Origin of the sequence: Halomonas sp. H5 (assembly GCF_050613175.1) — a bacterium.
GTDB classification, from domain to species: Bacteria; Pseudomonadota; Gammaproteobacteria; order Pseudomonadales; family Halomonadaceae; genus Bisbaumannia; species Bisbaumannia salifodinae.
Genome location: NZ_CP192510.1, coordinates 1,762,757 through 1,782,070, shown reverse-complemented (window position 1 = coordinate 1,782,070; position 19,314 = coordinate 1,762,757). Strand labels below are relative to the sequence as shown.

Sequence of the window (19,314 nt, the reverse complement as noted above, 5' to 3'; positions counted from 1 at the left end):
GACAAAATGAGCATTCTGGCCATTTTGTCCATTCTGTTTATGGCGCCGATCAGGGCGCCTCCAGCCAGGGCACGGCGCTGCCCACCAGGCGATAGCGCCGCTCGGGCCTCCCCACATCACCATAGCCCAACTCCGCCGCCGCCACGCCAACGGAGACCAGGAACTCCAGGTAGCGGCGCGCCGTGGAGCGGCTGGCGCCGATCTGCCGGGCGGCCTGCATGGCGGTGGCCGGCTCGCCGAGCGCCTCGAGCCCCTCCACCACCTTGACCAGGGTCAGGCGGTCGATGCCCTTGGGCAGGGCACGCGATGCCCCAGCCGATTCGGCCCCGCCATGGCCGCGGGCCATCACCCGATCGAGCTCCTCCTGGCTCATCTCCGCCTTGCTGGCCAGGGCCGAGCGCTCGGCGCGAAAGCGCGCCAGCATCTGGGCCATGCGCCCCTCCTCACTGGGCTTGATCAGGTAGTCGAAGACCCCGCCACGCAGTGCCTCCTGGATGGTCTCCACCTCCTTGGCGGCGGTGATCATGACGATATCCAGTTGCCCATGATCGCGGCGCAGCTCCCACAGCAGCTCCAGCCCCCGGACGTCGGGGATGTAGGCATCCAGCAGCACCAGTTGAACGGCGTCGCCGGCCTCGGCCAGCAGGGCGCGGGCCTCGGCAGCACTCTTGGCCACCCCCACCACGCGAAAGCCGGGGCTGCGCTCCACGAAGGCGCGATGAATCTCGGCGATGCGAAAATCATCCTCGATGATCAGGATGCCGTACTCGGGCTCACTCATCGGCGTGTCCTTGGGCTATCGGTGGGCGCTCGCTGGGGGCCGACGCCTGGCACAGTGACTTGTCCAGCACCGCGGTGAAGGCGGCGCCCCCCAGCTCGCTCTCCTCCAGGGTGATCTCGCCGCCGTGCTGGCGACATAGCCGGGCCACCAGGGCCAGGCCGATGCCCCGGTGCTTGCCGGGCTTGGTGGAGAAGCCCTCCGCGAAGATCGTCGCGGCCCGGTCGGCGGGCACCCCGAGGCCGTTATCCTCCACCTCGATCAGCAACTGCTCGCCCAAGTCGGTAAAGAAGAGTCGCACCCGGGCGCCCTCCCCGTTCTCGTCCCGGGCCTGGGCGGCGCCCTGCAGGGCCGCGTCGCAGGCGTTGTCGAGCAGATTGCCGATCACGCTCATCAGCACCTCCTGGCCGGTGGCGGTCAGGGGCACCCCCAGGGAGCTGTCGGGATCGATCTCCAGCGCCACCCCCAGCTCCCGGGCCCGGGTCAGCTTGCCCAGCAGGGTGCCGCTGAGCACCGGGTCCGCCACATGGTCGCGCAGGAAGCTCATGCGCGCCTGCTGCTGGGCGCTCTCCTGGTGGATCAGCGCCAGGGCCTCGCGGACCCGCTCCAGTTGCAAGAGGCCGGCGATGGTATACAGCTTGTTGGAAAACTCATGGGCCTGGGCACGCAGCATGTCCACGTCGCGGCTGGCCTGGCTCAGGGCCTGGGAGAGCTCGACGATCTCGCGGCGGCTGCGGAAGGTGGCCACGGCCCCCTCGATCTGGCCGTCGTAACGCACCGGCACCCGGTTGACCACCACCGGGTGATCGCCCAGCCACATCTGCTGGTCGAATTGCTGCTCGCCCCGCTCCAGCACCTCCAGCAGCCGCGAGTTGGGCACCACCTCCTGTACCGGTTCGCCGAGTACCTGACGCTCGTCGGGCAGGCCCAGGAAGCGCCGCGCCTGCTGGTTGACCAGGGTGATGCGCCCCTCCCGGTTGATGGCCAGGATGCCCTCGTGAATCGACTGCAGGATGGCTTCCTTCTCCATGGCCAGGCGGGCGATCTCATGGGGCTCGAGGCCCAGGATCACCTTCTTGAGGTGCCGCGACAGCCCATAGGCCCCGGCGAAGCCCAGCACCACCATCAACGCCACCAGGGCCCAGCTCAGGCCGGTGTAGCGGCCCACGTCCATGGCCACCCGGTCGAGCATAAAGCCCACCGAGACGATGCCGACGATCTCGCCCCGGGCATCGAACACCGGGGTCTTGCCGCGGATCGCCTCGCCCAGGGAACCGGTGGCCTCGGAGACATAGGATTCGCCATGAAGCAGCGCCCGATCGTTGTCGCCCCCCACCATGGGCAGCCCCAGGCGCTCCGGCAGTGGATGGGCCAGCCGGATGCCCTGCCGATCCCCCACCACCACATAGCGGGCCCCGGTCTCGCGGCGGATACGCTCGGCGATCGGCTGGAGGGTGGCGCTGGGGTCGGGGGTGTCGAAGGCGGCGATCACCTCGGGAATCGAAGCCACGCTCAGCGCCACCGCCAGGGCCCGCTGGCCCATCTGGTCGGCGATGATCTCCGCCTTGCGGTGATTGAGGTAGGCGCCCTGGGCCAGCAGCATGCCCGCCAACAGGGCCCCCACCAGCAGCATCACCTGCAGGCGAAAGCTGTGCAGGCGGCGCCGGCGCTGGCCGCGCCGGCGCCCGAGCAGGGCATCATTGGGGGAGTCGGGCATAGGCGGTTCCGCGCTGAGGATGCGGGTATTGTCGCATGCGGCCGCCGGGTATCAAGGGCCGGGGATGCGACTCAGGCACTGTCGCATGCGGCCGCCGGGTATCAAGGGCCGGGGATGCGACTCAGGCACTGTCGCATGCGGCCGCGGGGTATCAAGGGCCGGGGGTGCGACTCAGGCACTGTCGCATGCGGCCGCGGGGTATCAAGGGGGAGCCCCCGGGCGCTCGATCAGGCGCTCTGACTGCTGGCCTGGGGTGTCGGGTGCTTGCCTTCGTCCCAGCCCTGGCTGGCGCTGTCGCCCTGGAACCAGGCCAGGCGGTCGTGCAGGCCGACCACGCTGCCGACGATGATCAGGGTCGGCGGGCGCACCGTGCCTGAGCGCAGCGCCTCGGGCAGATCGGCCAGGGTGCCACGGTGGACCCGCTGGCGCGCCGTGGTGCCCTGCTCCACCAGGGCCAACGGAGTGGCTCCTGGCAGGCCGTACTCCTGCAGTCGGGTGCGGATAATCTCCAGGCTGCCCAGGCCCATATAGAAGACCAGGGTCTGCCCCGGCCGCGCCAGGGCCGGCCAATCCAGGTCGCAGCTGCCGTCCTTGAGGTGGCCGGTGACGAAGCGCACCGACTGCGCATGATCGCGGTGGGTCAGGGGAATGCCCGCATAGGCGCCGCAGCCGGCGGCGGCGGTCACTCCGGGAATCACCTCGAAAGCCACGCCGGCCGCGGCCAGGGTCTCCAGCTCCTCGCCGCCGCGGCCGAAGATAAAGGGGTCGCCGCCCTTGAGGCGCACCACCCGCTTGCCCTCCCGGGCCCACTCCACCAGGGCCTGGTTGATGCCCTCCTGGGGCAGGCTATGTTGCGAGCGCGCCTTGCCCACATAGAGGCATTGTGCCTGGGGGTTGGCCAGGGCCAGGATCTCGGCACTGACCAGGCGATCATGAAGGATCACCTCCGCCACCTGCAGCCGCTTGAGGGCCTTGAGGGTCAGCAGCTCGGGATCCCCCGGACCGGCGCCCACCAGGGTCACCTGGCCGCGGGGAAAATCGCGCAGCAGTGCCAGGCGCTGGGCATCGGGGGTGGGGGCGTCGCTGGCGATCATGGGGCGGGCTCCTGGGACTCGCGGGACTGGATATTCTATTTTAATCGATATACCCGACTTCTTATAGCCAAATATAAGGTCAGGGCGCCGACCGGGCCAATGCCCATGGGATCATAGCTTATCGCCAATCCCACCAAAACAAGCGGCCCCCGCTCCAGGCGGGGGCCGCAGGGCCATGATGGCGATCGCGGGATCAGGAGAACTGACGCTTGAGCCGCGGGCTGGCCAGCTCGCCGACCACGGTGACGGCGATCAGCAGGGCCAGCAGCCAGGGCCACTGGACGGCCAGGTTGAGGCTGGCCAGGCCCAGGGCATCGACGAAGATCAGCACGATGCCCAGCGGGCTGACGTAGCGCACCATGAACAACCAGAGCGCATGCTGGACGTTGGAGAGCCCCAGCTCTTCCTTGAACAGCTCGTTGCGCAGCAGGAAGCCGGCCATCAGCGCCATGCCCAGGCCACCCAGGGGCATCATCCAGCGCGAGGTCAGGTAATCGAGCCAATCGAAGAAGTGACGCCCGCCCAGGGTCCAGTCGGCGCCCCAGTTGAAGGAGAGCATCGCCAGGGTACTGACCACCCACAGCACGATGCCCACGCCCCAGGAGGCCTGCTTGCGCGACACTCCCTTGTTGTCGATAAGCCAGGCCACGGTGGCCTCGATCATCGAAATGGACGAGGTCAGGGCCGCCATGGAGAGCATCAGGAAGAACAGCACGCCGAACAGGGTGCCCAGCGGCATGGCCTGGAAGGCCAGCGGCAGGCTCATGAAGATCAGCCCCGGACCGCCGCCCGGGCTCATGCCGTTGGCGAAGATGATCGGGAAGATCGCCAGGCCGGCCATCAGCGCCACCACGGTATCGGCGATGGCCACGCTGAAGGTGGTGCGCGCGATGGAGTGGCCCTTGGGCAGGTAGGCGCCGTAGGTGAGGATGGCACCGGAGGCCAGGGACAGGGTGAAGAAGGCATGCCCCAGGGCCGCCAACAGCCCTTCGCTGCTCAGGCCGTCGGTGTTGAAGGAGAACAGGAAGGCGAAGGCCTCGCCGAAGCCGCCGGAATAGACGCCATAGCCGATCAGGATCGCCAGCATCACCACCATGCCCGGCATCATCCAACTGACGCTGCGCTCGATACCCGCCTGCACGCCCTTGCCGACGATCAGCATGGTCAGCACGGTGACCAGGGTGCTCCACAGTCCCAGGTTGAAGGGGTTGGCGTTGTTGGCCTCGAAGATGGCCGCCATATCCTCGACGCTGGAGCCCACCAGGCCACCGCTGAGCATCTTCCACAGGTAGGCGAAGGACCAGCCGGCCACCACCACATAGAAGGTCAGGATCATGAAGCCGCAGAGCATGGCCATCCAGCCGAACAGCGACCAGAAGCCACCGCCGCCGGACTCCTGCACCACCCGCCGAATGGCATCGATGGGGCTGCCGCGACCGCGTCGCCCGAAGCTGATCTCGGCCATCATGATGGGCACGCCCACCGCCAGGATGCAGGCCAGGTAGACCAGCACGAAGGCACCACCGCCGAATTCGCCGGTGATATAGGGAAACTTCCAGATATTGCCGAGGCCCACCGCGGAACCGGTGGCCGCTAGCACGAACCCCCATCGCCCAAGCCAGAGGGTCTTGGGTGCGTCATTTGTCGTCGTCATCGGGATACCTTACAGCACTTGTTGTTGTCGGTGATTTTAGCGTTATTTGTCGCTATAGAGCCATTAGACCAAATGGAAAATCTGTTTTTATCGACAAGCTTGACACTAAGGACTGATTTGTAGCAAAACCGCCGCCCCGAGTCGAGGCGGCGGTATCGCCTTAGTCGGCCTTGAGCACGCCGCGGCGGATCTGATCCTCCTCGATGGATTCGAACAGGGCCTTGAAGTTACCCTCGCCGAAGCCGTCGTTGCCCTTGCGCTGAATGATCTCGAAGAAGATCGGGCCAATCACGGTCTCGGTGAAGATCTGCAGCAGCACGCCCTGATCCGGGGCACCGTCCACCAGCAGGCTCAGCTCGCGTAGCTCCTCGACGTTCTCCTCGTGATTGGGCACCCGGGCGTCGACCTTCTCGTAGTAGGTATCCGGGGTGGTGAGGAACTTGACGCCATTGGCCTTCAGCGCCTTGACGGTGGCGTAGATATCGTCGGTGGCCATGGCCAGGTGCTGGATCCCCTCGCCGTTGTACTCGCGCAGGAATTCGGCGATCTGGGAGTTATCGTCGGCGGACTCGTTGATGGGGATATGCATCTTCCCGCAGGGCGCGGTCATGGCCCGGGAGAAGAGCCCGGTCATCTTGCCCTCGATATCGAAATAGCGGATTTCGCGGAAGTTGGCGATACGGGTATAGAAGTCCGCCCAGACGTCCATCTGGCCGCGATCCACGTTGTGGGTCAGGTGATCGAGGATCTGCAGGCCGACGCTGTTGTCCTGGGCGGTACGCCCGTCGATGGCCTCGAAGTCGATGTCGTAGATGGTGCGGCCCTGGTCGTCGAGCTTGTTGTCGACGAAGTAGAGCAGCGAGCCGCCGATGCCCTTGACCGCGGGAATCCCCACCTCGCCGGGGCCCACCGGGTTCTCCATGGCCTCGGCGCCATTGGCCAGGGCATGCGCATAGGCCTGCTTGGCGTCGGCCACCTTCCAGGCCATGGCGCAGGCGCTGGGTCCATGAATGCGCGCGAACTCGGCGGCATGGCTGCCCGGCTCGGCGTTGAGCACGAAGTTCACGCCCTCCTGCTGGAACAGGAAGACCTGCTTGGAGCGGTGTTTGCGGGTCTCGGTGAAGCCCAACTGGGTAAAGAGGCCGCGCAGGGCGTCGATGCCTGCGGCATCCGGCGCGGTGAATTCGACGAACTCGAAACCATTGGTGCCAATGGGGTTGTGGGACGAGATCTCGGCGGTTGTCTGGGTCTGTGCCACGGCGTTCATGATAGGCCTCCGGTTGTTGTGTCGTCATGCCCCGGCCCTTGGCCAGGTGGGATGGCTACAGGCTAGGGCGACGGGAGCACGCCGGGAATGCCCCCATCGGCGCCAATGGCCAGCGACTCCCGGCTTCGGAGGCCAGCTAACGTAAACTTCTTATTACACCCCTCGACCCTCGCCGGATGGCGCCCCCCGGGTGGTGCAGCGGCCTGACAGGCCGTAAAGAAAACGTGACATCCTTATGCCAGCATGGCGCCACTGGCCAGTTGCCAGGCCACCCAGCCCAGCATGGCGGCGATACCCAGGTCGATCAGCCGCCAGGTTCCCGGGCTGGCCAGGCGGGGCGCCAACCAGGCGGCGGCGCCCACCAGGCCGAAGAACCAGACACAGGAGGCCAGGGCCGCCCCCACCATAAACCCCACGGGACTGGGCTGGAGGGCACCGATGGCCCCCAGCAATAACAGGGTGTCGAGATAGACCTGGGGATTGAGCAGGGTCACCGCCAGGGTGGTCAGGACCACCACCCGGCGGGAGCGCGGCGTCGTGCCACGCCCCACCAGCCCCTGGGCCGCGCCAGCCCGACGCAGTGCCAGCCCCGCCTGCCAGGCCAGAAACAGCGCCCCGCCCCAGCGCGCCACGGCGATCAGGGCCGGCTGCTGGGCCAGCAGGGTCCCGACTCCCAGCACCCCCAGGGCGATCAGCAGCCAGTCACAGAGGGCACAGAGGGCGGCCACCAGATAGCCATGCTCCCGGCGTAACCCCTGGTTGAGCACGAAGGCGTTCTGGGCCCCGATGGCGATGATCAGTCCGGCCCCCACCACCAGCCCATGAAACAGCGAACTCCACACGACACGACTCCTCGATGGTGAAATGGAAGCGCCCAGGCTAGAGTGGCAAGATAAATTAATGAAATTAATTCACCGAATGAGAAATAAGAAAGCCTGATGTTCGACTACAAGCTCCTCGAGGCCCTGACCGCGGTGGTGGATCAGGGCGGCTTCGAACGCGGCGCCCAGCAGTTGGGGCTGACCCAGTCGGCGGTCTCCCAGCGCATCAAGCTGCTGGAGGCGCGTCTCGGTCAGCCGGTACTGGTCCGCGGCCCGCGCCTCGCCCCCACTCCGGTGGGACGGCGCCTGCTCAACCATGCCCGCCAGGTACGCCTGCTGGAGCATGATCTGCTGGATCAGGTGCCGACCCTGGGCGAGGCGGAGCCGCGCCTGCGCCTGGCGATCAATGCCGATAGCCTGGCCACCTGGTGGCCCGCCAGCATGGCCAGCTTCTGCCGGGAGCACCGGCTGCTCTTCGAGCTGCTGGTGGAGGATCAGGAGGTGGCCCTCAAGCGCATGCGCGACGGCGAGGTGGCGGGCTGCCTCTGCGACACGCCACGCCCGGTTCAGGGGGCCCGCAGTCATGCCCTGGGCCAGATGCGTTATCGCGCCCTGGCCAGCCCCGCCTTTATTGCCCGGCACTTCCCCACCGGCCTCAGCCATGCGGCCCTGCGTCATGCCCCGGCCATCGTCTATGGTCCGGACGATCGCCTGCAGCATCGCTACCTGGCTCGCCACGGCTTCCATGAGCCCTTCCCCCACCACCTCTGCCCCTCCTCCGAGGGGTTCGTGGGCATGGCGCTGGCCGGGCTCGGCTACGGCATGATCCCCGAGCGCCAGGTGGCTCGCGAACTGGCCGAGGGCCGCCTGGTGGAACTTCCCAGCCTCGATGACCAGGCGCGTCGCATCGAGGTCCCCCTCTACTGGCATCACTGGCGCCAAGGGGGAGCGACCCTGGAGGCCTTGACCGGCCATCTGCTCAGACACAGTGGCGACTGGCTGGAACCCCTGCCCCAAGACGACGATGCCCCGCGCTAGGCGGGGCATCTCGTTAGGCCGGGGTCGTGGCGTCTACTCTTTAAGTAACGCCTCCACGCTGGCCACCTTGTCGTCCATGGACTGCGCCCGATCGATGCGAGTGCCCACCCTGAGGGTCGAGGTGATGCGCGGCGCGCCCATCTCGTGCACCACCTCATGGCAGCGCTTGACCACCGCCATCACCTCATCCCAGGGCCCCTCGATATTGGTGCCATAGGCGTGCATACGATAATTCAGCCCGGAGGCCTGAATGACCCGCTGACAGGCCGCCACCTGGGGGGATACCGAGACCCCCACGCCCAGGGGCACCACGCAGAGATCCACCATGACTTGCATATCACGCCTCTCCTTATCGTTGGAAATGCCTTGATTACCAAGGATTAGTCGCTTGAACTATGCTCAACCCTAAGTTGCCGGCAGCCGCGGAGCCAGCCCATGCCCCCACCAGGCCCAGGAGGACGCCATGACCAGTGATACCCATATCGCCCCCCTTACCCTGCCGGATACTCGCGCCAGACGCATTATCGAACAGCTGCTGGCAGGTTCCGGCGTGACCCTCAACGGCAACCAGCCCTGGGACCTGCGAGTCTATCACCCCGACTTCTTCTCCCGGGTGCTTCATCAGGGCACCCTGGGACTGGGCGAGGCCTATATGGATGGCTGGTGGGAGTGCGACCGTATCGACGAGATGGCCTGTCGCCTGCTGCTGCACGGCCTGGGCGAACGCGCCCATACGCCCACCGAGCGGCTGATGTATCGACTCCAGTCGGGCTTCTTCAACCTGCAAAGCAAGGCCCGCGCCTATATCGTCGGCGAGGCCCACTATGACCTCGGCAACGACCTCTTCGAGCGCATGCTCGACCCCACCCTGTGCTACTCCTGCGGCTACTGGAAGGAGGCCAGGAACCTGCATGAGGCGCAGCGGGCCAAACTGGAGCTGGCCTGTCGCAAGCTCGACCTGCATCCGGGCATGCGAGTCCTGGATATCGGCTGCGGCTGGGGCAGTTTCGCCGAACATGCCGCCCGCCATCATGGCGTCGAGGTGACCGGCATCACCATCTCGAAGGAGCAGGCCGCCCTGGCCCGTGAGCGCTGCGAGGGCCTCCCGGTCGAGATTCGCCTGCAGGATTATCGGGAACTGGGGGGCCGCTTCGACCGCATCGTCTCCATCGGCATGTTCGAGCACGTGGGTCATCGCAACTATGCTACCTACTTCGCCACCGTGGAACGGCTACTGGCCGAGGATGGCCTCTTCCTGCTGCATACCATCGGCTCCAACAGCTCGGAGATCACCGCCGACCCCTGGATCAACAAGTATATCTTCCCCAATGGCGTGCTCCCCTCGGCGGCGGATATCGCCCGCACCAGCGAGGGGCGACTACTGATGGAGGATTGGCAGAACTTCGGGGCGGACTACGACCGTACCCTGATAGCCTGGCTGGCCAATGTCGACGAGCACTGGCACGAGATCGCCGACAACTACAATGAGCGCACCCGGCGCATGTTCCGATATTACCTGTCGGTCTGTGCCGGCGGCTTCCGCGCCCGCCATATGCAACTCTGGCAAGTGGTCTTCTCCCGAGGCCGCCTCGGCCGCTACGACGCCCCGCGCTGATATCCCACTCAAGGAGTACACGACCTCCGCCGAGGCGCATGTTCCGGCGCTTTACCACGCCTCTCCGTCTGTGCCGGCGGCTTCCGCGCCCGCCATATGCAACTGTGGCAAGTGGTCTTCTCCCGGGGCCGCCTCGGACGCTACGACGCCCCGAGATAATTCTCCCGGGGTCGCCTCGGCCGCCACGGCGCCCCACGCTGATATCTCACCCGAGGAGTACACGACCTCCGCCGAGGCAGTCGGGCGAATTACACACCTTTCTTTACCTATAGCCAATTTCTTACACGAATCGTGTAAAATGACTTACTTCCAAGAGAGGATATCCTCCCCGTCTGCAATGGGTAGGATACTCAGTTCGATAAAAACTAATAAACCCATCGGCAATGATCGATGGATAATAAGAAAATCACACGCAGGGAAGGCCCATGCCTTTCGATTCCACCACCCTGGAACGCCCCGGGGAGGCCTCGCAACGGCTGGCGACCTTGAGCGCCTGCCTGCCGGGGCTGATCTTCCAATGCTATCGCAGCGCCGAGGGAAGGATCTGCTTCCCCTATATCGCCGGCGCCGACAGTCCGGTGCTGGGCGACGCCCACCAGCGCCTGCGGCTCGCCGACGATGGCCGCCATGCCTTCGATCGGGTCCACCCCGAGGACTTTCCTCGCCTGATGGTGGCGGTGGAACGCTCCGCCAAGGGCCTCAGCCTGATGGCGACCCAGTTTCGCCTGAGCCGCCCCGAGGGCGGCGAGGCCTGGTTCGGCGTGCGCGCCCAGCCGGAGCCCCATGGCGACGGCACCCTCTGGCACGGCGTTATGGTCGATATCAGCGAGCAGATCGCCCATCAGGCGCATCTCCGCGAACTCTCCGATACCGACGAGCTGACCGGCCTGCCCAATCGACGCAAGCTGATGAGCTGCCTGGACTATCGGCTCTCCCTGAGCTGCCGCCACGGCACCCCCTTGTCGCTGATCCTCTTCGACCTGGACCACTTCAAGCGCGTCAATGACACCTGGGGGCATCTCAAGGGCGACGAGGTGCTGTGCCGGCTGGCGACCCTCTGCCAGGAGGAACTGCGCGGCGAGGATACCCTGGCCCGCCTGGGTGGTGAGGAATTTGCCGCCTTGCTGCCGCTGACGCCACGGCCCCAGGCCCTGGCGGTGGCTCAGCGCCTGCGCGAGCGCATCGCCGGCCATGACTTCGGGCTCTGCCCACGGCGGGTGACCATCAGCCTGGGGGTCGCCGAATACCGTATCGGCGAGAACCGCGAGGCGCTGATCGATCGTGCCGACCGTCACCTCTATATCGCCAAGGAGTCGGGGCGCAATCGGGCCATCGACGCCCCGGAGAATTAACGCGACAGGCACATCTCGGCAGCGTCGGGGCGACATCGCGACATACCCCCCGAACGACTAGCGCGTCCGGCACATCTCGGCAGCATCGGGGCGACATCGCGACATACCCCCCGAACGACTAGCGCGTCCGGCACATCTCGGCAGCGTCGGGGGGACATCGCGACATCCCCCCCCCGAATGACTAGCGCGTCCGGCACATCTCGGCAGCGTCGGGGCGACATCGCGCCATACCCCCCGAACGACTAGCGCGACCGGCACATCTCGGCAGCGTCGGGGCGACATCGCGACATACCCCCGAACGACTAGCGCGTCCGGCACATCTCGGCAGCGTCGGGGCAACATCGCGACATACCCCCCCGAACGACTAGCGCGTCCGGCACATCTCGGCGGGATGGCGAAGCTGCGCCAGCAGATAGGCCTCGAGATCCGCCGCCACGCCCATCTCGCGCAGCGCCACCGCCATGCAGGCCAGCCAGGCGTCCCGCTCCTCGGGGCCGATATCCAGGTGGCGATGGGCGGCGGGGATGGCGATGGGGCCGAAGCGCTCCCGGTAACGGTGGGGGCCACCCATCCAGCCGATCAGGAAGGTGGAGAGCTTGTCGCGGGAGACATCCAGCGATTCCGGGTGCATGGCGCGGATGCGTCGCGCCTCGGGCAGGCGCTCCATGGCGGCATAGAAGCGCGCCACCAGTTCCTCCACCGCCGCCTCGCCCCCCAGGGCCCGCAGGGTGCTGTCGCCCACGCCGAATAGAGACGTCATTGCCTCACCTCATGCTTGTCGATGATGCCGACCCAGGCCGGCCGCTCCCAAGCCTCGCTCATGTGGCCGGCTCGCTGATATGGATACCGAACAGGCTGGCCTCGCCGACGGAGCGCCCCAGGGCCTCGGGCTCGGTGATCCGGCCGTCGCGCACCATCACGTGGCCGCCCTGCCCCTGGGCGCCGCCGATCACGCTGCCCACCAGGTAGGTGGGGAAGATGCCCGGGTCGTTCTCGTAGTTGGGGTTGTGGATCAGGCCGATCATCTGGAAGCGCCCGCGGGTATTGCGCAGCGACTCCAGGGAGTCCTGGATCAGGCGACGATGGGAGAGCTTGGAGAAGAGCCCGTCCAGCAGGATGACGCTCTCGCGGCTGGCCCGGGCGCGGCGCTTGTGGTGACCGGGCAGTTCCCGCAGCTCCCGCTCGATGGCGAACTCGGAGAGCTTGACCAGCCACATCAGCGACACCGCCTCCCGCTGCCCCTCGGACATGTCCTCGTTGAGGGAGAAGAGCCGCCCATGGGGACGGATCGCCTCATGCTTGAGGCGGATCGTCACCTCATGGAAGAGGCCCCGGTAGATGCGCCGGCGAATCTGCCGCAGCAGATCCTCGTCGCGGCGCCGCGGCTCGCCGCCGTCGCGCTCGGCGCGGCGCTGCAATAGCGCCTGATGCTCGTCGATCTCCACCAGCAGGCCACGAATCAGCTCGCTCAGGGCCTCGGAGCCGATCAGCGACGCCTTGACCTCGAAGAAGGCGCCCCCCTCGCCGTGGCTGCGCGCCACCCGCTTGAGGATATCCAGGTTGCCGGCGGCATCACCGATGATCGAGCTGAGTCGCTCCACCAGGGTGCTCTCGATCTGTTCACGGGACTCCTGCAGCCGCGTCACCCGCCCCTGGTGCAGCTCGAGCTGTTCCCGGAGCTGCCCATGCAGTGCCGCCAGGTCCTCCAGGGCGGCGGCGCCGGCGTCCTGGAAGGCCGCCAGTCGCGCCCGCTCGGTGTCGCTGAAACGCTGGCTGCGGGCGGCGGCGTCCAGGGCCTCGGCCAGGCGCTCCGCCAGTTGCGCCACCTGGCGTGCCTGACGCTCCCGGTTGCGCGCCCGCTCGCCGAGATTGAGCTCGCCGAGGGCATCCAGCAGGGCCTGCTGACAGGCCTCCAGCGCCGGGAGCTCGAGGGCCTCGGTCTCGGCCGCCAACAGCCGCCAGCGCACCAGGGCGGCCTGGCGCGCCTCCCAGGCCTCGGCCTCCGGGGGCCACTGGGCGGCCGCTTCCAGGTCGTCCAGGGCCGCCAGGCGCCGCGCCCAGCCCTCGGGCAACTCCCGCACCACCCGCAGCCACTCACTGGCCAATTGATCGACCCGGCCCAGGGCCTGGGTCAGGGCGCTCAGGCGCTGCGCCAGGGCCTCGCGCTCGCCGCGCTTCGCCTTGAGGGTCTCGCGCAGTTCGCCGCGCTCGCGCTTGACCCGCGCCAGTTCGCGGGTCAGCCGCTGGCCGCCACCGCCGGCATCGCGCACCGCCAGGTAGGCGCGAATGCGCGCGAAATCGAAATCGGCCCGCCGCGCCGCCCGGGCCAGCTCGCTCTCGAGCCGCGCCTGGGCCTCGGCGGCACCGGCCATGAAGGTATCGCCGCCCTCGGCCTCGAAGCGGGCCAGGGCACGCAGGCGATCCCGCTCCCCATCGGCGAACAGGCGACGCCGCGCCGCCAGCAGCTCCTCCAGGCGACGCTCGCCGGCGTCGCGCCGCGCCGCCATCTCGGCCAACTGGACCTGGAGGGTCTCGCGCTCGGCCTCCACGACGGTGAGTCGTGCCTCCAGGGCCGCCAGACGCTCGACGCCGCCGGCATCGGCGAACTGCTCCGCCGCCAGCCAGGTCTTGCCGTGGGCCGCCAGCTCGGCCTCCGCCTCCCGCTGGCGGGGGCTCGATTCGGCCAGGCGAGCCTCGGCGCCGAGGCGCGCCTCGGCGGCCGCCTCCAGGGCCACCTCGCCGCCCTCCTGGAGATAACGCTGATAGTCGTCGATCGCCGCCAGGGCCGGCTCGGTGAGCCGCGGCGTCAGCTCGGCCCGCTGGGCGTCGAGCGCCTCACGGCTCGTCGCCAGCCGCTCCAGGGCCTCCACCACGCCGGCCTCGTCCGCGGCCTGGGCCTGGAGGGCCAGGGCGAAGCTCTCGCCATGGGGATCGAGGCGCTGGCACTCCTCGGCCAGGGCGGCCCGCCGCTCGCGATCCGCCGCCAGGCGCCGCTCGGTGGCCTCGCGCAGCTCGTCGAGATAGCGCGGGTCGAGGGCCGCCTTGACGGCCAGGGTCTCGAGGCCCTGGACGGCGCCCAGGGGCGACTCGCCGCCGGCCAGGCGCCGGGCCAGCTGCCCCGCCTCCAGCACCGGCAGGGCCAGGCCCGCCTCGTCGAGTTCGCCGGCGGCGGCCTCGGCGGCCGCCTGGCCCTCCACCACCGGGGCGAAGAGCACCCCCGCGGCCTGCACCAGCCACTCGCGGCGCCGCGCCGGATCGGCCTCGGGGTCGTTGAGCACCTCGTGCAGGGGGCGCCAGGCGATCCCCGCCGTGCTCAGCCGCCGCTCGGCCTCGGCCTCCAGGGCCCGCCGCTCCAGGGGGTCCCCGGCCAGGCTGGCCAGGTAGGCCTCGCGCTGGGCGAGGCCGGCATCCAGCGCCTCGGCCTCGCCCAGCAGCCGCGGGTAACGGCGCCGGGCATCCTTGAGCCAGGCCGCCGGGGCCAGGTCACTGCGCTCGGCGAAGTCGAGCCGGGCCTGGTGCAGGGCGCGCAGCCGCGTCTCCTCCTGATCCAGGCGGTGCGCCTCGTCCTCCAGCTCCCGGGCCCGGGCCTGCAGGCGGCCACGCAGGTGCACCGGCTCCTCGTCGCCGTGCAGTTCGGCGTAGTGCCGAGCCGCCTCGGCCAGGGGCGCCAGCCGCGCCTGGTCGCGCCGGGCCTCATCCAGGTCGCGGCGAGCCTGGCGACACGCCGCCTCGAGCTCCGCCAGCTCGGTCTTGCGGCGGGTCCAGAAGCCCTGGGGCGAGGCCTCCGGCCAGCCCGCCACGAAGGCCTGCCAGGGCGCCTGGCCCTGGGCGAGCAGGCCCTGCTCGCCGCTCAGGCGCTGCTGCTCGTCACGCAGCGTCTCGGCCTGGCGGCGCAGGTCGTCACAGCGCTCCACCAGGGGGCCCAGGGCCTCGCGCTCCGCCTCGGCGGCCTCCTCCAGGCTCGCCTCCCGGGCCTGTTTCTCCTCCAGCTCCTCGCCGGGGGCGGTGTCCGGGTGCTGGCGCCGGAAGTCGGCATGCCAGGCCGCCACCTGCTTGAGCTCGCCGACGCGCCCCAGGTGGGTATTGAGAGCCTGGCGGGCCGCCTTGGCGGCCTCCCGGCTGGCCTCGGCGGTCCGCTCGGGCACCTCCAGCTCCGCCTCCTCGAAGAGCCCCTCGCCCAGGGCCTGGGCATAGAAACTCTGGTTGTCGATGAAATCCCTCTGCTGGTTGGCCAGCCGCTCGGCCTCCTCCTCCAGGGCCTCGCCGCGGGCCTCCAGCTCGCCAAGCTCCCGGCTCAGCTCCTCCTGGTAGGTGCGATCGGCGATCACCTCCTCCCGGAAGGGGTTGCCGTCCAGGGCCTCGAAGGCCTCCGCCGCCGCCTCCAGGGTGGCCAGGGCGCGCTGCCGGGCCAGGTCATCGGCGAAGGCCAGGGTCTCGGCGAGCCAGCCCCGGGCCGTGGCGAAATCCACATGGGTGGGCTCGCGCCCCTGCAGCCAGGCCGCCTCGGGCAGGTGAATCAGGCGCCGGTGCCCCTCCAGGCGGGCCCCGCCCTCCTGCAGCGCCTGACGCACCCGGCGCTCGCTCTCGCCGCTGAGCCGGGCCAGCAGGGCGGTGGCGATGCGTGGCCGCCCGGTGTCGCCCAGGCCCCAGGCGCAACCGGCGACGATCTCGGGCGTCACCTCGTCCGCCGCCTCGGGGCGCCGTGGCAGCCCCGGCAACCCCAGCAGGGCTTGGCCGCCGAGCAGTCGCTCCAGCCCGGCCAGGCCGGCATCCAGCTCCTCCAGCTCGCGGCGCGCCTCGGCCAGGGAGTGCCCCTGATCGTTGAGTTCGGCCAGGCTCGTCACCTTGTCGGCGGCGCGGTGCTGGTCGCGTTCCGCTTCCTCCAGGCGATGGCGCAGTTCGGCGATATTGCTCCCCGAGTTGAGGATCACCTCCTCGATCAGCTCCTCGCTCTCGTCGGTCTCGCCGCGCATGGCACCGGAGAGGATCTCCGGCGCCAGCACCTCGAAGAAAAAGGCCTGATCCGCCTTCTCGCCGCCGCGGGGCTTGATGGCATTGAAGATCTGGCTCTTGTCGGCGCCACCCTCCTTCTGGAAGGCGGCCAACTGGGCCAGCTCGCGCCGCGAGACATGGGCGCCCACCGCCTCCAGCCACTCCTCCCGGTTATGGGTCAGGCGCACGCCCTGGGCGGCCATGGCCGCCTTGACGTCGCTGTTGGCATAGAGGGCCAGCTTGCCGTCGGCGGTGACATGATGCACCGGCACCGCCTCCAGACGCCCCGGGTAGTGGTAGAAGGAGAGGCCGCTGCCGTCGCTGTAGCCATAGAAGCCGAACACGAAGGTCTCGCCGGCCACCTCGTCGCCGGCGGCGGCCAGCATGTCGCCCTGGCCGGGCGCCCCGCTATGGGCGCGGAACTCCACCCGCAGGTGGCTCCAGCTGCGCCCCGCCCCGCTCACCGCCGCGGGGGAACACTTGCGCCGGGTGCGCGACAGCAGCGTCTTGTCCCGGGAGAGCAGGCCGATCAGCGCCTCGGCCAGTGTCGTTTTGCCGAAGCCGTTCTCCATGCTGATGGCGCTGGACTGGCCGCGTAGGTCGAGCAGCAGGTGACGCATCTTGGCGTCCCAGGGCGAGGCGATATCGCCATGCTTGTTCAGCAGGTTGGCCACCTCGATACGGTTGATCACGCTCATGCCCGTTCCTCCTCGGCATCCATCTCCTCACCGCCCGTCTCCGCCGCCGGCGCACCTTCTGCCTCACCGGTCGCACCTCGGGCCAGGGCCTGTAGATGGGCCAGCTGATGAATGCCCACCTGCTCCGCCTCCAGGGCCCCGAGCAGGGTCTGCTGCCAGATATCGCCCTCCCCGGCCTCGTCCCGGGGCGCCTCCAGCAGGCCGGCGCGCACCTGCAGGTCGATAAAGGCGCGCACCCGGCGACTGAGGTCCTCGCCGCGCTCCTCGAGCAGGGCGCGGCTGGTCTCCGGGGCCGCCTCGCCCAGGTCGCGCAGGGCCTCGAGCTGATCACGCAGCAGCTCCAGCAGCTCGCCGCTGGCGAAGGTCGCCTCCTGGTAGCGGCTGACATCGGAGAGCGCCCGGTTGTAGCGGGTATAGAGCAGGGCCTGCATCAGCAGCCATAGCTGCAGGTACCACTGGGCCAGTTCGCCGCGACTCTCCTGGCGCAGGCGCAGGGCCTCGAAGATCGCCTCCCGGGAGAACAGCGGTGGCTGCTCCAGCTGCGGGTCCGCCAGCAGCGCATAGTAGCGGGAGCCCGGGGCGATGCCGGGATAGTCCCCGGCCTCGAAGGCGGTCAGGCGCAGCCCCATGCCGGCCAGGAAGTCGCGCAGCCCCTCGCGCTCGGTGTCGCTGGCATCGTCGAGCAGGGCGCAGACGTCCCGCTCCGAGGCCTGGCCTTCCCGGGCCGCACGGCGCTTGCGCCCGGCGGGACTGCGTTCGGCGCTGCGGTAGCGCAACAGGTAGGCGACCACTTCGCCCATGTCGGTCATGTTCATTCAGCATTCATCCTTGGCGGTGGCGGCACTCGGGGAAACCACATCGAGGGGCGCAGAGGCCAGGCGCAGCGAGGGGGTCACCTCGCCGCGGATCACCCGGCCATCCTCCAGGGTCACCTCGAAGGGCTGCGGCTCGATGCCCACCCGCAGCCGGGCGTCCAGCAGGGCGGTATCGACGAAGGTATTGAGCAGTTGCGCCAGGCAGTCGCCCTCCTCGAAACGGTGCCAGCCCTCGGCCAGGGCCTCCGGCAGGGCCAGCGGCGCCCTGGCCAGGCGCGCCCTGAGGGCCGGGCCACGGGCCTCGAGGAAGCGGGCCAGCAGCGGATCCTCCGGGGCGGCCCCCGGCTCGGCGTCGAACACCAGGGCGGCGTGGCTGACCTCGGCGCGACGACTCTCCAGCAGGGGAATCAGGCTCACCGGACGCGGCATGGCCACCCTCGGCGGACGCGGCATCAACCGCGCCACCAGGGCATCGCGCAGCGCCGCTGCCGGCGGCGCCGCCAGCAGGCCCCGGGCCAGGTCGGTGAAATCCACCACGCCCATGGACTGGATGCGCCCCTCGGCGATATCGGCGAGCAATTCGGCGAGGCGCCGGGAGAGGTTCTCGATGGCGGTGAGCACCCGGCCGATGGCCCCGGAGAGCACCCGCAGGTCCCAGGCCTCACCGTCCGGCTGGGCCTCGCACCAGGCGGCGAAGCGCTCGCCGAGCTGCGGGCTGACCAACTGGGCGCGGGCGTCGAGCAGGGTCTGCTGGATGGTCGAGAGGGCGTGATGGTAGTGGCGCTGGTTGTCCAGCAGCGCCGCCAGCTTGCCCTCCCGGGTGGGGTTCTCGCGCACCCGGCGCAGCTCCTGGGTCAGGCCGCGGATCGACAGCAGGATCTGGTTGGTGATATCGGGGATCCGCGCGAAGTCGCCGCGGGCCAGGGCCGCCAGCACCTTGGCGGCGTCATACTCGGAATAGAGCAGGTCCTCCACCTGGCCGGCCAGGGTCACCGCCTGGCGGCCGCTGGCGGTGAGCCGCACCTGGCCGGTCTGGCCCTGCTTCTCGATCAGGGCGGTGCGCTTGGTGCTGCGCTGGCGCCGCGCCTCCGCGTCCCCTGGCTGGCGGAAGTGCAACTCGCTGGGGGTCGCGAGCAGGTTGATGACGAAGCCCAGGTCGTCCGGGGAGAGCTCGCCATAGTGCGCCGGATAGGCGGTGCGCAGGTGGGCCAGGCAGCGCCCCTGGGTAACGAAGGCGCTGTTGGTGGCAAAATCCATCTCCAGCAGGTAATCCAGCAGCAGGCAGCCCAGGTCGAGCCAGTAGCCGTCGCGCAGGCCGCGGCGCTGCTCCTGGGTCACCTGGATAAAGGGCGAGCCGGGCTCGTGGGCGCTGTCATGCAGATCGATCAACCGGGTGGTGGCGACCAGCAACTTGCTCCAGGCGGTCATGGGTCTTCCCTGAGGCCAAAACGGCCATTATGCCAAGCCTGCCGG

At 68.9% G+C, this 19,314-nt stretch carries 14 protein-coding genes; 3 read left to right on the top strand and 11 right to left on the bottom strand.

Features of this window, described 5'->3' with window-relative positions; all coding sequences use genetic code 11:
- Positions 1 to 49: 49 nt before the first annotated feature.
- From ACQ1W9_RS08175 to ACQ1W9_RS08150, 6 genes are all read right to left on the bottom strand, one after another.
- Positions 50 to 781 (bottom strand): response regulator, encoded by a 732-nt coding sequence (locus ACQ1W9_RS08175; protein ID WP_431026137.1) that lies wholly within the window; start codon positions 779 to 781, stop codon positions 50 to 52.
- The gene (locus tag ACQ1W9_RS08170) at positions 774 to 2,495 is read right to left on the bottom strand and encodes an ATP-binding protein (RefSeq protein ID WP_431026136.1); all 1,722 of its coding nucleotides are present in this window, start codon (positions 2,493 to 2,495) and stop codon (positions 774 to 776) included. The genes ACQ1W9_RS08175 and ACQ1W9_RS08170 overlap by 8 nt, the downstream gene beginning before the upstream one ends.
- Before the next feature lie 227 nt (positions 2,496 to 2,722).
- Positions 2,723 to 3,589 (bottom strand): uroporphyrinogen-III C-methyltransferase, encoded by an 867-nt coding sequence (gene cobA / locus ACQ1W9_RS08165; RefSeq protein ID WP_431026135.1) that lies wholly within the window; start codon positions 3,587 to 3,589, stop codon positions 2,723 to 2,725.
- 193 nt (positions 3,590 to 3,782) lie between these two features.
- Positions 3,783 to 5,243, bottom strand: a complete 1,461-nt coding sequence (locus ACQ1W9_RS08160) for a sodium-dependent transporter (RefSeq protein ID WP_431026134.1) — start codon at positions 5,241 to 5,243, stop codon at positions 3,783 to 3,785.
- A gap of 160 nt (positions 5,244 to 5,403) precedes the next feature.
- Positions 5,404 to 6,510 (bottom strand): 4-hydroxyphenylpyruvate dioxygenase, encoded by a 1,107-nt coding sequence (gene hppD / locus ACQ1W9_RS08155; protein WP_346064202.1) that lies wholly within the window; start codon positions 6,508 to 6,510, stop codon positions 5,404 to 5,406.
- Positions 6,511 to 6,743: 233 nt separating this feature from the next.
- The gene (locus ACQ1W9_RS08150) at positions 6,744 to 7,352 is read right to left on the bottom strand and encodes a LysE/ArgO family amino acid transporter (RefSeq protein WP_431026133.1); all 609 of its coding nucleotides are present in this window, start codon (positions 7,350 to 7,352) and stop codon (positions 6,744 to 6,746) included.
- A gap of 96 nt (positions 7,353 to 7,448) precedes the next feature.
- On the opposite strand from ACQ1W9_RS08150, the gene ACQ1W9_RS08145 reads away from it, so the two are divergent.
- The gene (locus ACQ1W9_RS08145) at positions 7,449 to 8,369 is read left to right on the top strand and encodes a LysR family transcriptional regulator ArgP (RefSeq protein WP_431026132.1); all 921 of its coding nucleotides are present in this window, start codon (positions 7,449 to 7,451) and stop codon (positions 8,367 to 8,369) included.
- A gap of 33 nt (positions 8,370 to 8,402) precedes the next feature.
- Here ACQ1W9_RS08145 and ACQ1W9_RS08140 read toward each other — a convergent pair whose 3' ends face one another.
- Positions 8,403 to 8,705, bottom strand: a complete 303-nt coding sequence (locus ACQ1W9_RS08140; protein ID WP_346064199.1) for an MTH1187 family thiamine-binding protein — start codon at positions 8,703 to 8,705, stop codon at positions 8,403 to 8,405.
- A gap of 127 nt (positions 8,706 to 8,832) precedes the next feature.
- On the opposite strand from ACQ1W9_RS08140, the gene cfa reads away from it, so the two are divergent.
- Both cfa and ACQ1W9_RS08130 read left to right on the top strand, forming a co-directional pair.
- Positions 8,833 to 9,984, top strand: coding sequence for a cyclopropane fatty acyl phospholipid synthase (cfa, locus tag ACQ1W9_RS08135; RefSeq protein ID WP_431026131.1), 1,152 nt, complete (start codon positions 8,833 to 8,835; stop codon positions 9,982 to 9,984).
- Between the two features lie 425 nt (positions 9,985 to 10,409).
- Entirely contained in the window at positions 10,410 to 11,336 is a 927-nt protein-coding gene (locus ACQ1W9_RS08130; RefSeq protein WP_431026130.1) for a sensor domain-containing diguanylate cyclase, read from the top strand.
- A 364-nt stretch (positions 11,337 to 11,700) separates the two neighbouring features.
- Here the strand turns inward: ACQ1W9_RS08130 and ACQ1W9_RS08125 are convergent, their stop codons facing one another.
- The 4 genes from ACQ1W9_RS08125 to ACQ1W9_RS08110 are packed head-to-tail and all read right to left on the bottom strand — an operon-like array spanning position 11,701 to position 19,269.
- Positions 11,701 to 12,096: a group II truncated hemoglobin gene (locus tag ACQ1W9_RS08125; protein ID WP_431026129.1), complete on the bottom strand. Its 396-nt coding sequence runs from the start codon at positions 12,094 to 12,096 to the stop codon at positions 11,701 to 11,703.
- Between the two features lie 58 nt (positions 12,097 to 12,154).
- A complete protein-coding gene (locus ACQ1W9_RS08120) occupies positions 12,155 to 17,026 on the bottom strand; it encodes a hypothetical protein (protein ID WP_431026128.1) in 4,872 nt (1,623 codons plus the stop codon).
- Positions 17,023 to 17,841, bottom strand: a complete 819-nt coding sequence (locus tag ACQ1W9_RS08115) for a hypothetical protein (RefSeq protein ID WP_431026127.1) — start codon at positions 17,839 to 17,841, stop codon at positions 17,023 to 17,025. Before ACQ1W9_RS08115 ends, ACQ1W9_RS08120 begins: the two co-directional genes overlap by 4 nt.
- Positions 17,842 to 19,269 carry a hypothetical protein gene (locus ACQ1W9_RS08110; protein WP_431026126.1) on the bottom strand — a complete coding sequence of 476 codons (1,428 nt, stop codon included), beginning with the start codon at positions 19,267 to 19,269 and terminating at the stop codon, positions 17,842 to 17,844. It abuts the gene before it with no gap.
- Positions 19,270 to 19,314 lie beyond the last annotated feature (45 nt).

Bases quoted from the DNA above. Each gene is read 5' to 3' on its own strand.
- ACQ1W9_RS08175 (WP_431026137.1), bottom strand. From the start codon at position 781: ATGAGTGAGCCCGAGTACGGCATCCTGATCATCGAGGATGATTTTCGC.
- ACQ1W9_RS08170 (WP_431026136.1), bottom strand. From the start codon at position 2,495: ATGCCCGACTCCCCCAATGATGCCCTGCTCGGGCGCCGGCGCGGCCAG.
- cobA (WP_431026135.1), bottom strand. From the start codon at position 3,589: ATGATCGCCAGCGACGCCCCCACCCCCGATGCCCAGCGCCTGGCACTG.
- ACQ1W9_RS08160 (WP_431026134.1), bottom strand. From the start codon at position 5,243: ATGACGACGACAAATGACGCACCCAAGACCCTCTGGCTTGGGCGATGG.
- hppD (WP_346064202.1), bottom strand. From the start codon at position 6,510: ATGAACGCCGTGGCACAGACCCAGACAACCGCCGAGATCTCGTCCCAC.
- ACQ1W9_RS08145 (WP_431026132.1), top strand. From the start codon at position 7,449: ATGTTCGACTACAAGCTCCTCGAGGCCCTGACCGCGGTGGTGGATCAG.
- ACQ1W9_RS08140 (WP_346064199.1), bottom strand. From the start codon at position 8,705: ATGCAAGTCATGGTGGATCTCTGCGTGGTGCCCCTGGGCGTGGGGGTC.
- cfa (WP_431026131.1), top strand. From the start codon at position 8,833: ATGACCAGTGATACCCATATCGCCCCCCTTACCCTGCCGGATACTCGC.
- ACQ1W9_RS08130 (WP_431026130.1), top strand. From the start codon at position 10,410: ATGCCTTTCGATTCCACCACCCTGGAACGCCCCGGGGAGGCCTCGCAA.
- ACQ1W9_RS08125 (WP_431026129.1), bottom strand. From the start codon at position 12,096: ATGACGTCTCTATTCGGCGTGGGCGACAGCACCCTGCGGGCCCTGGGG.
- ACQ1W9_RS08120 (WP_431026128.1), bottom strand. From the start codon at position 17,026: ATGAGCGTGATCAACCGTATCGAGGTGGCCAACCTGCTGAACAAGCAT.
- ACQ1W9_RS08115 (WP_431026127.1), bottom strand. From the start codon at position 17,841: ATGAACATGACCGACATGGGCGAAGTGGTCGCCTACCTGTTGCGCTAC.
- ACQ1W9_RS08110 (WP_431026126.1), bottom strand. From the start codon at position 19,269: ATGACCGCCTGGAGCAAGTTGCTGGTCGCCACCACCCGGTTGATCGAT.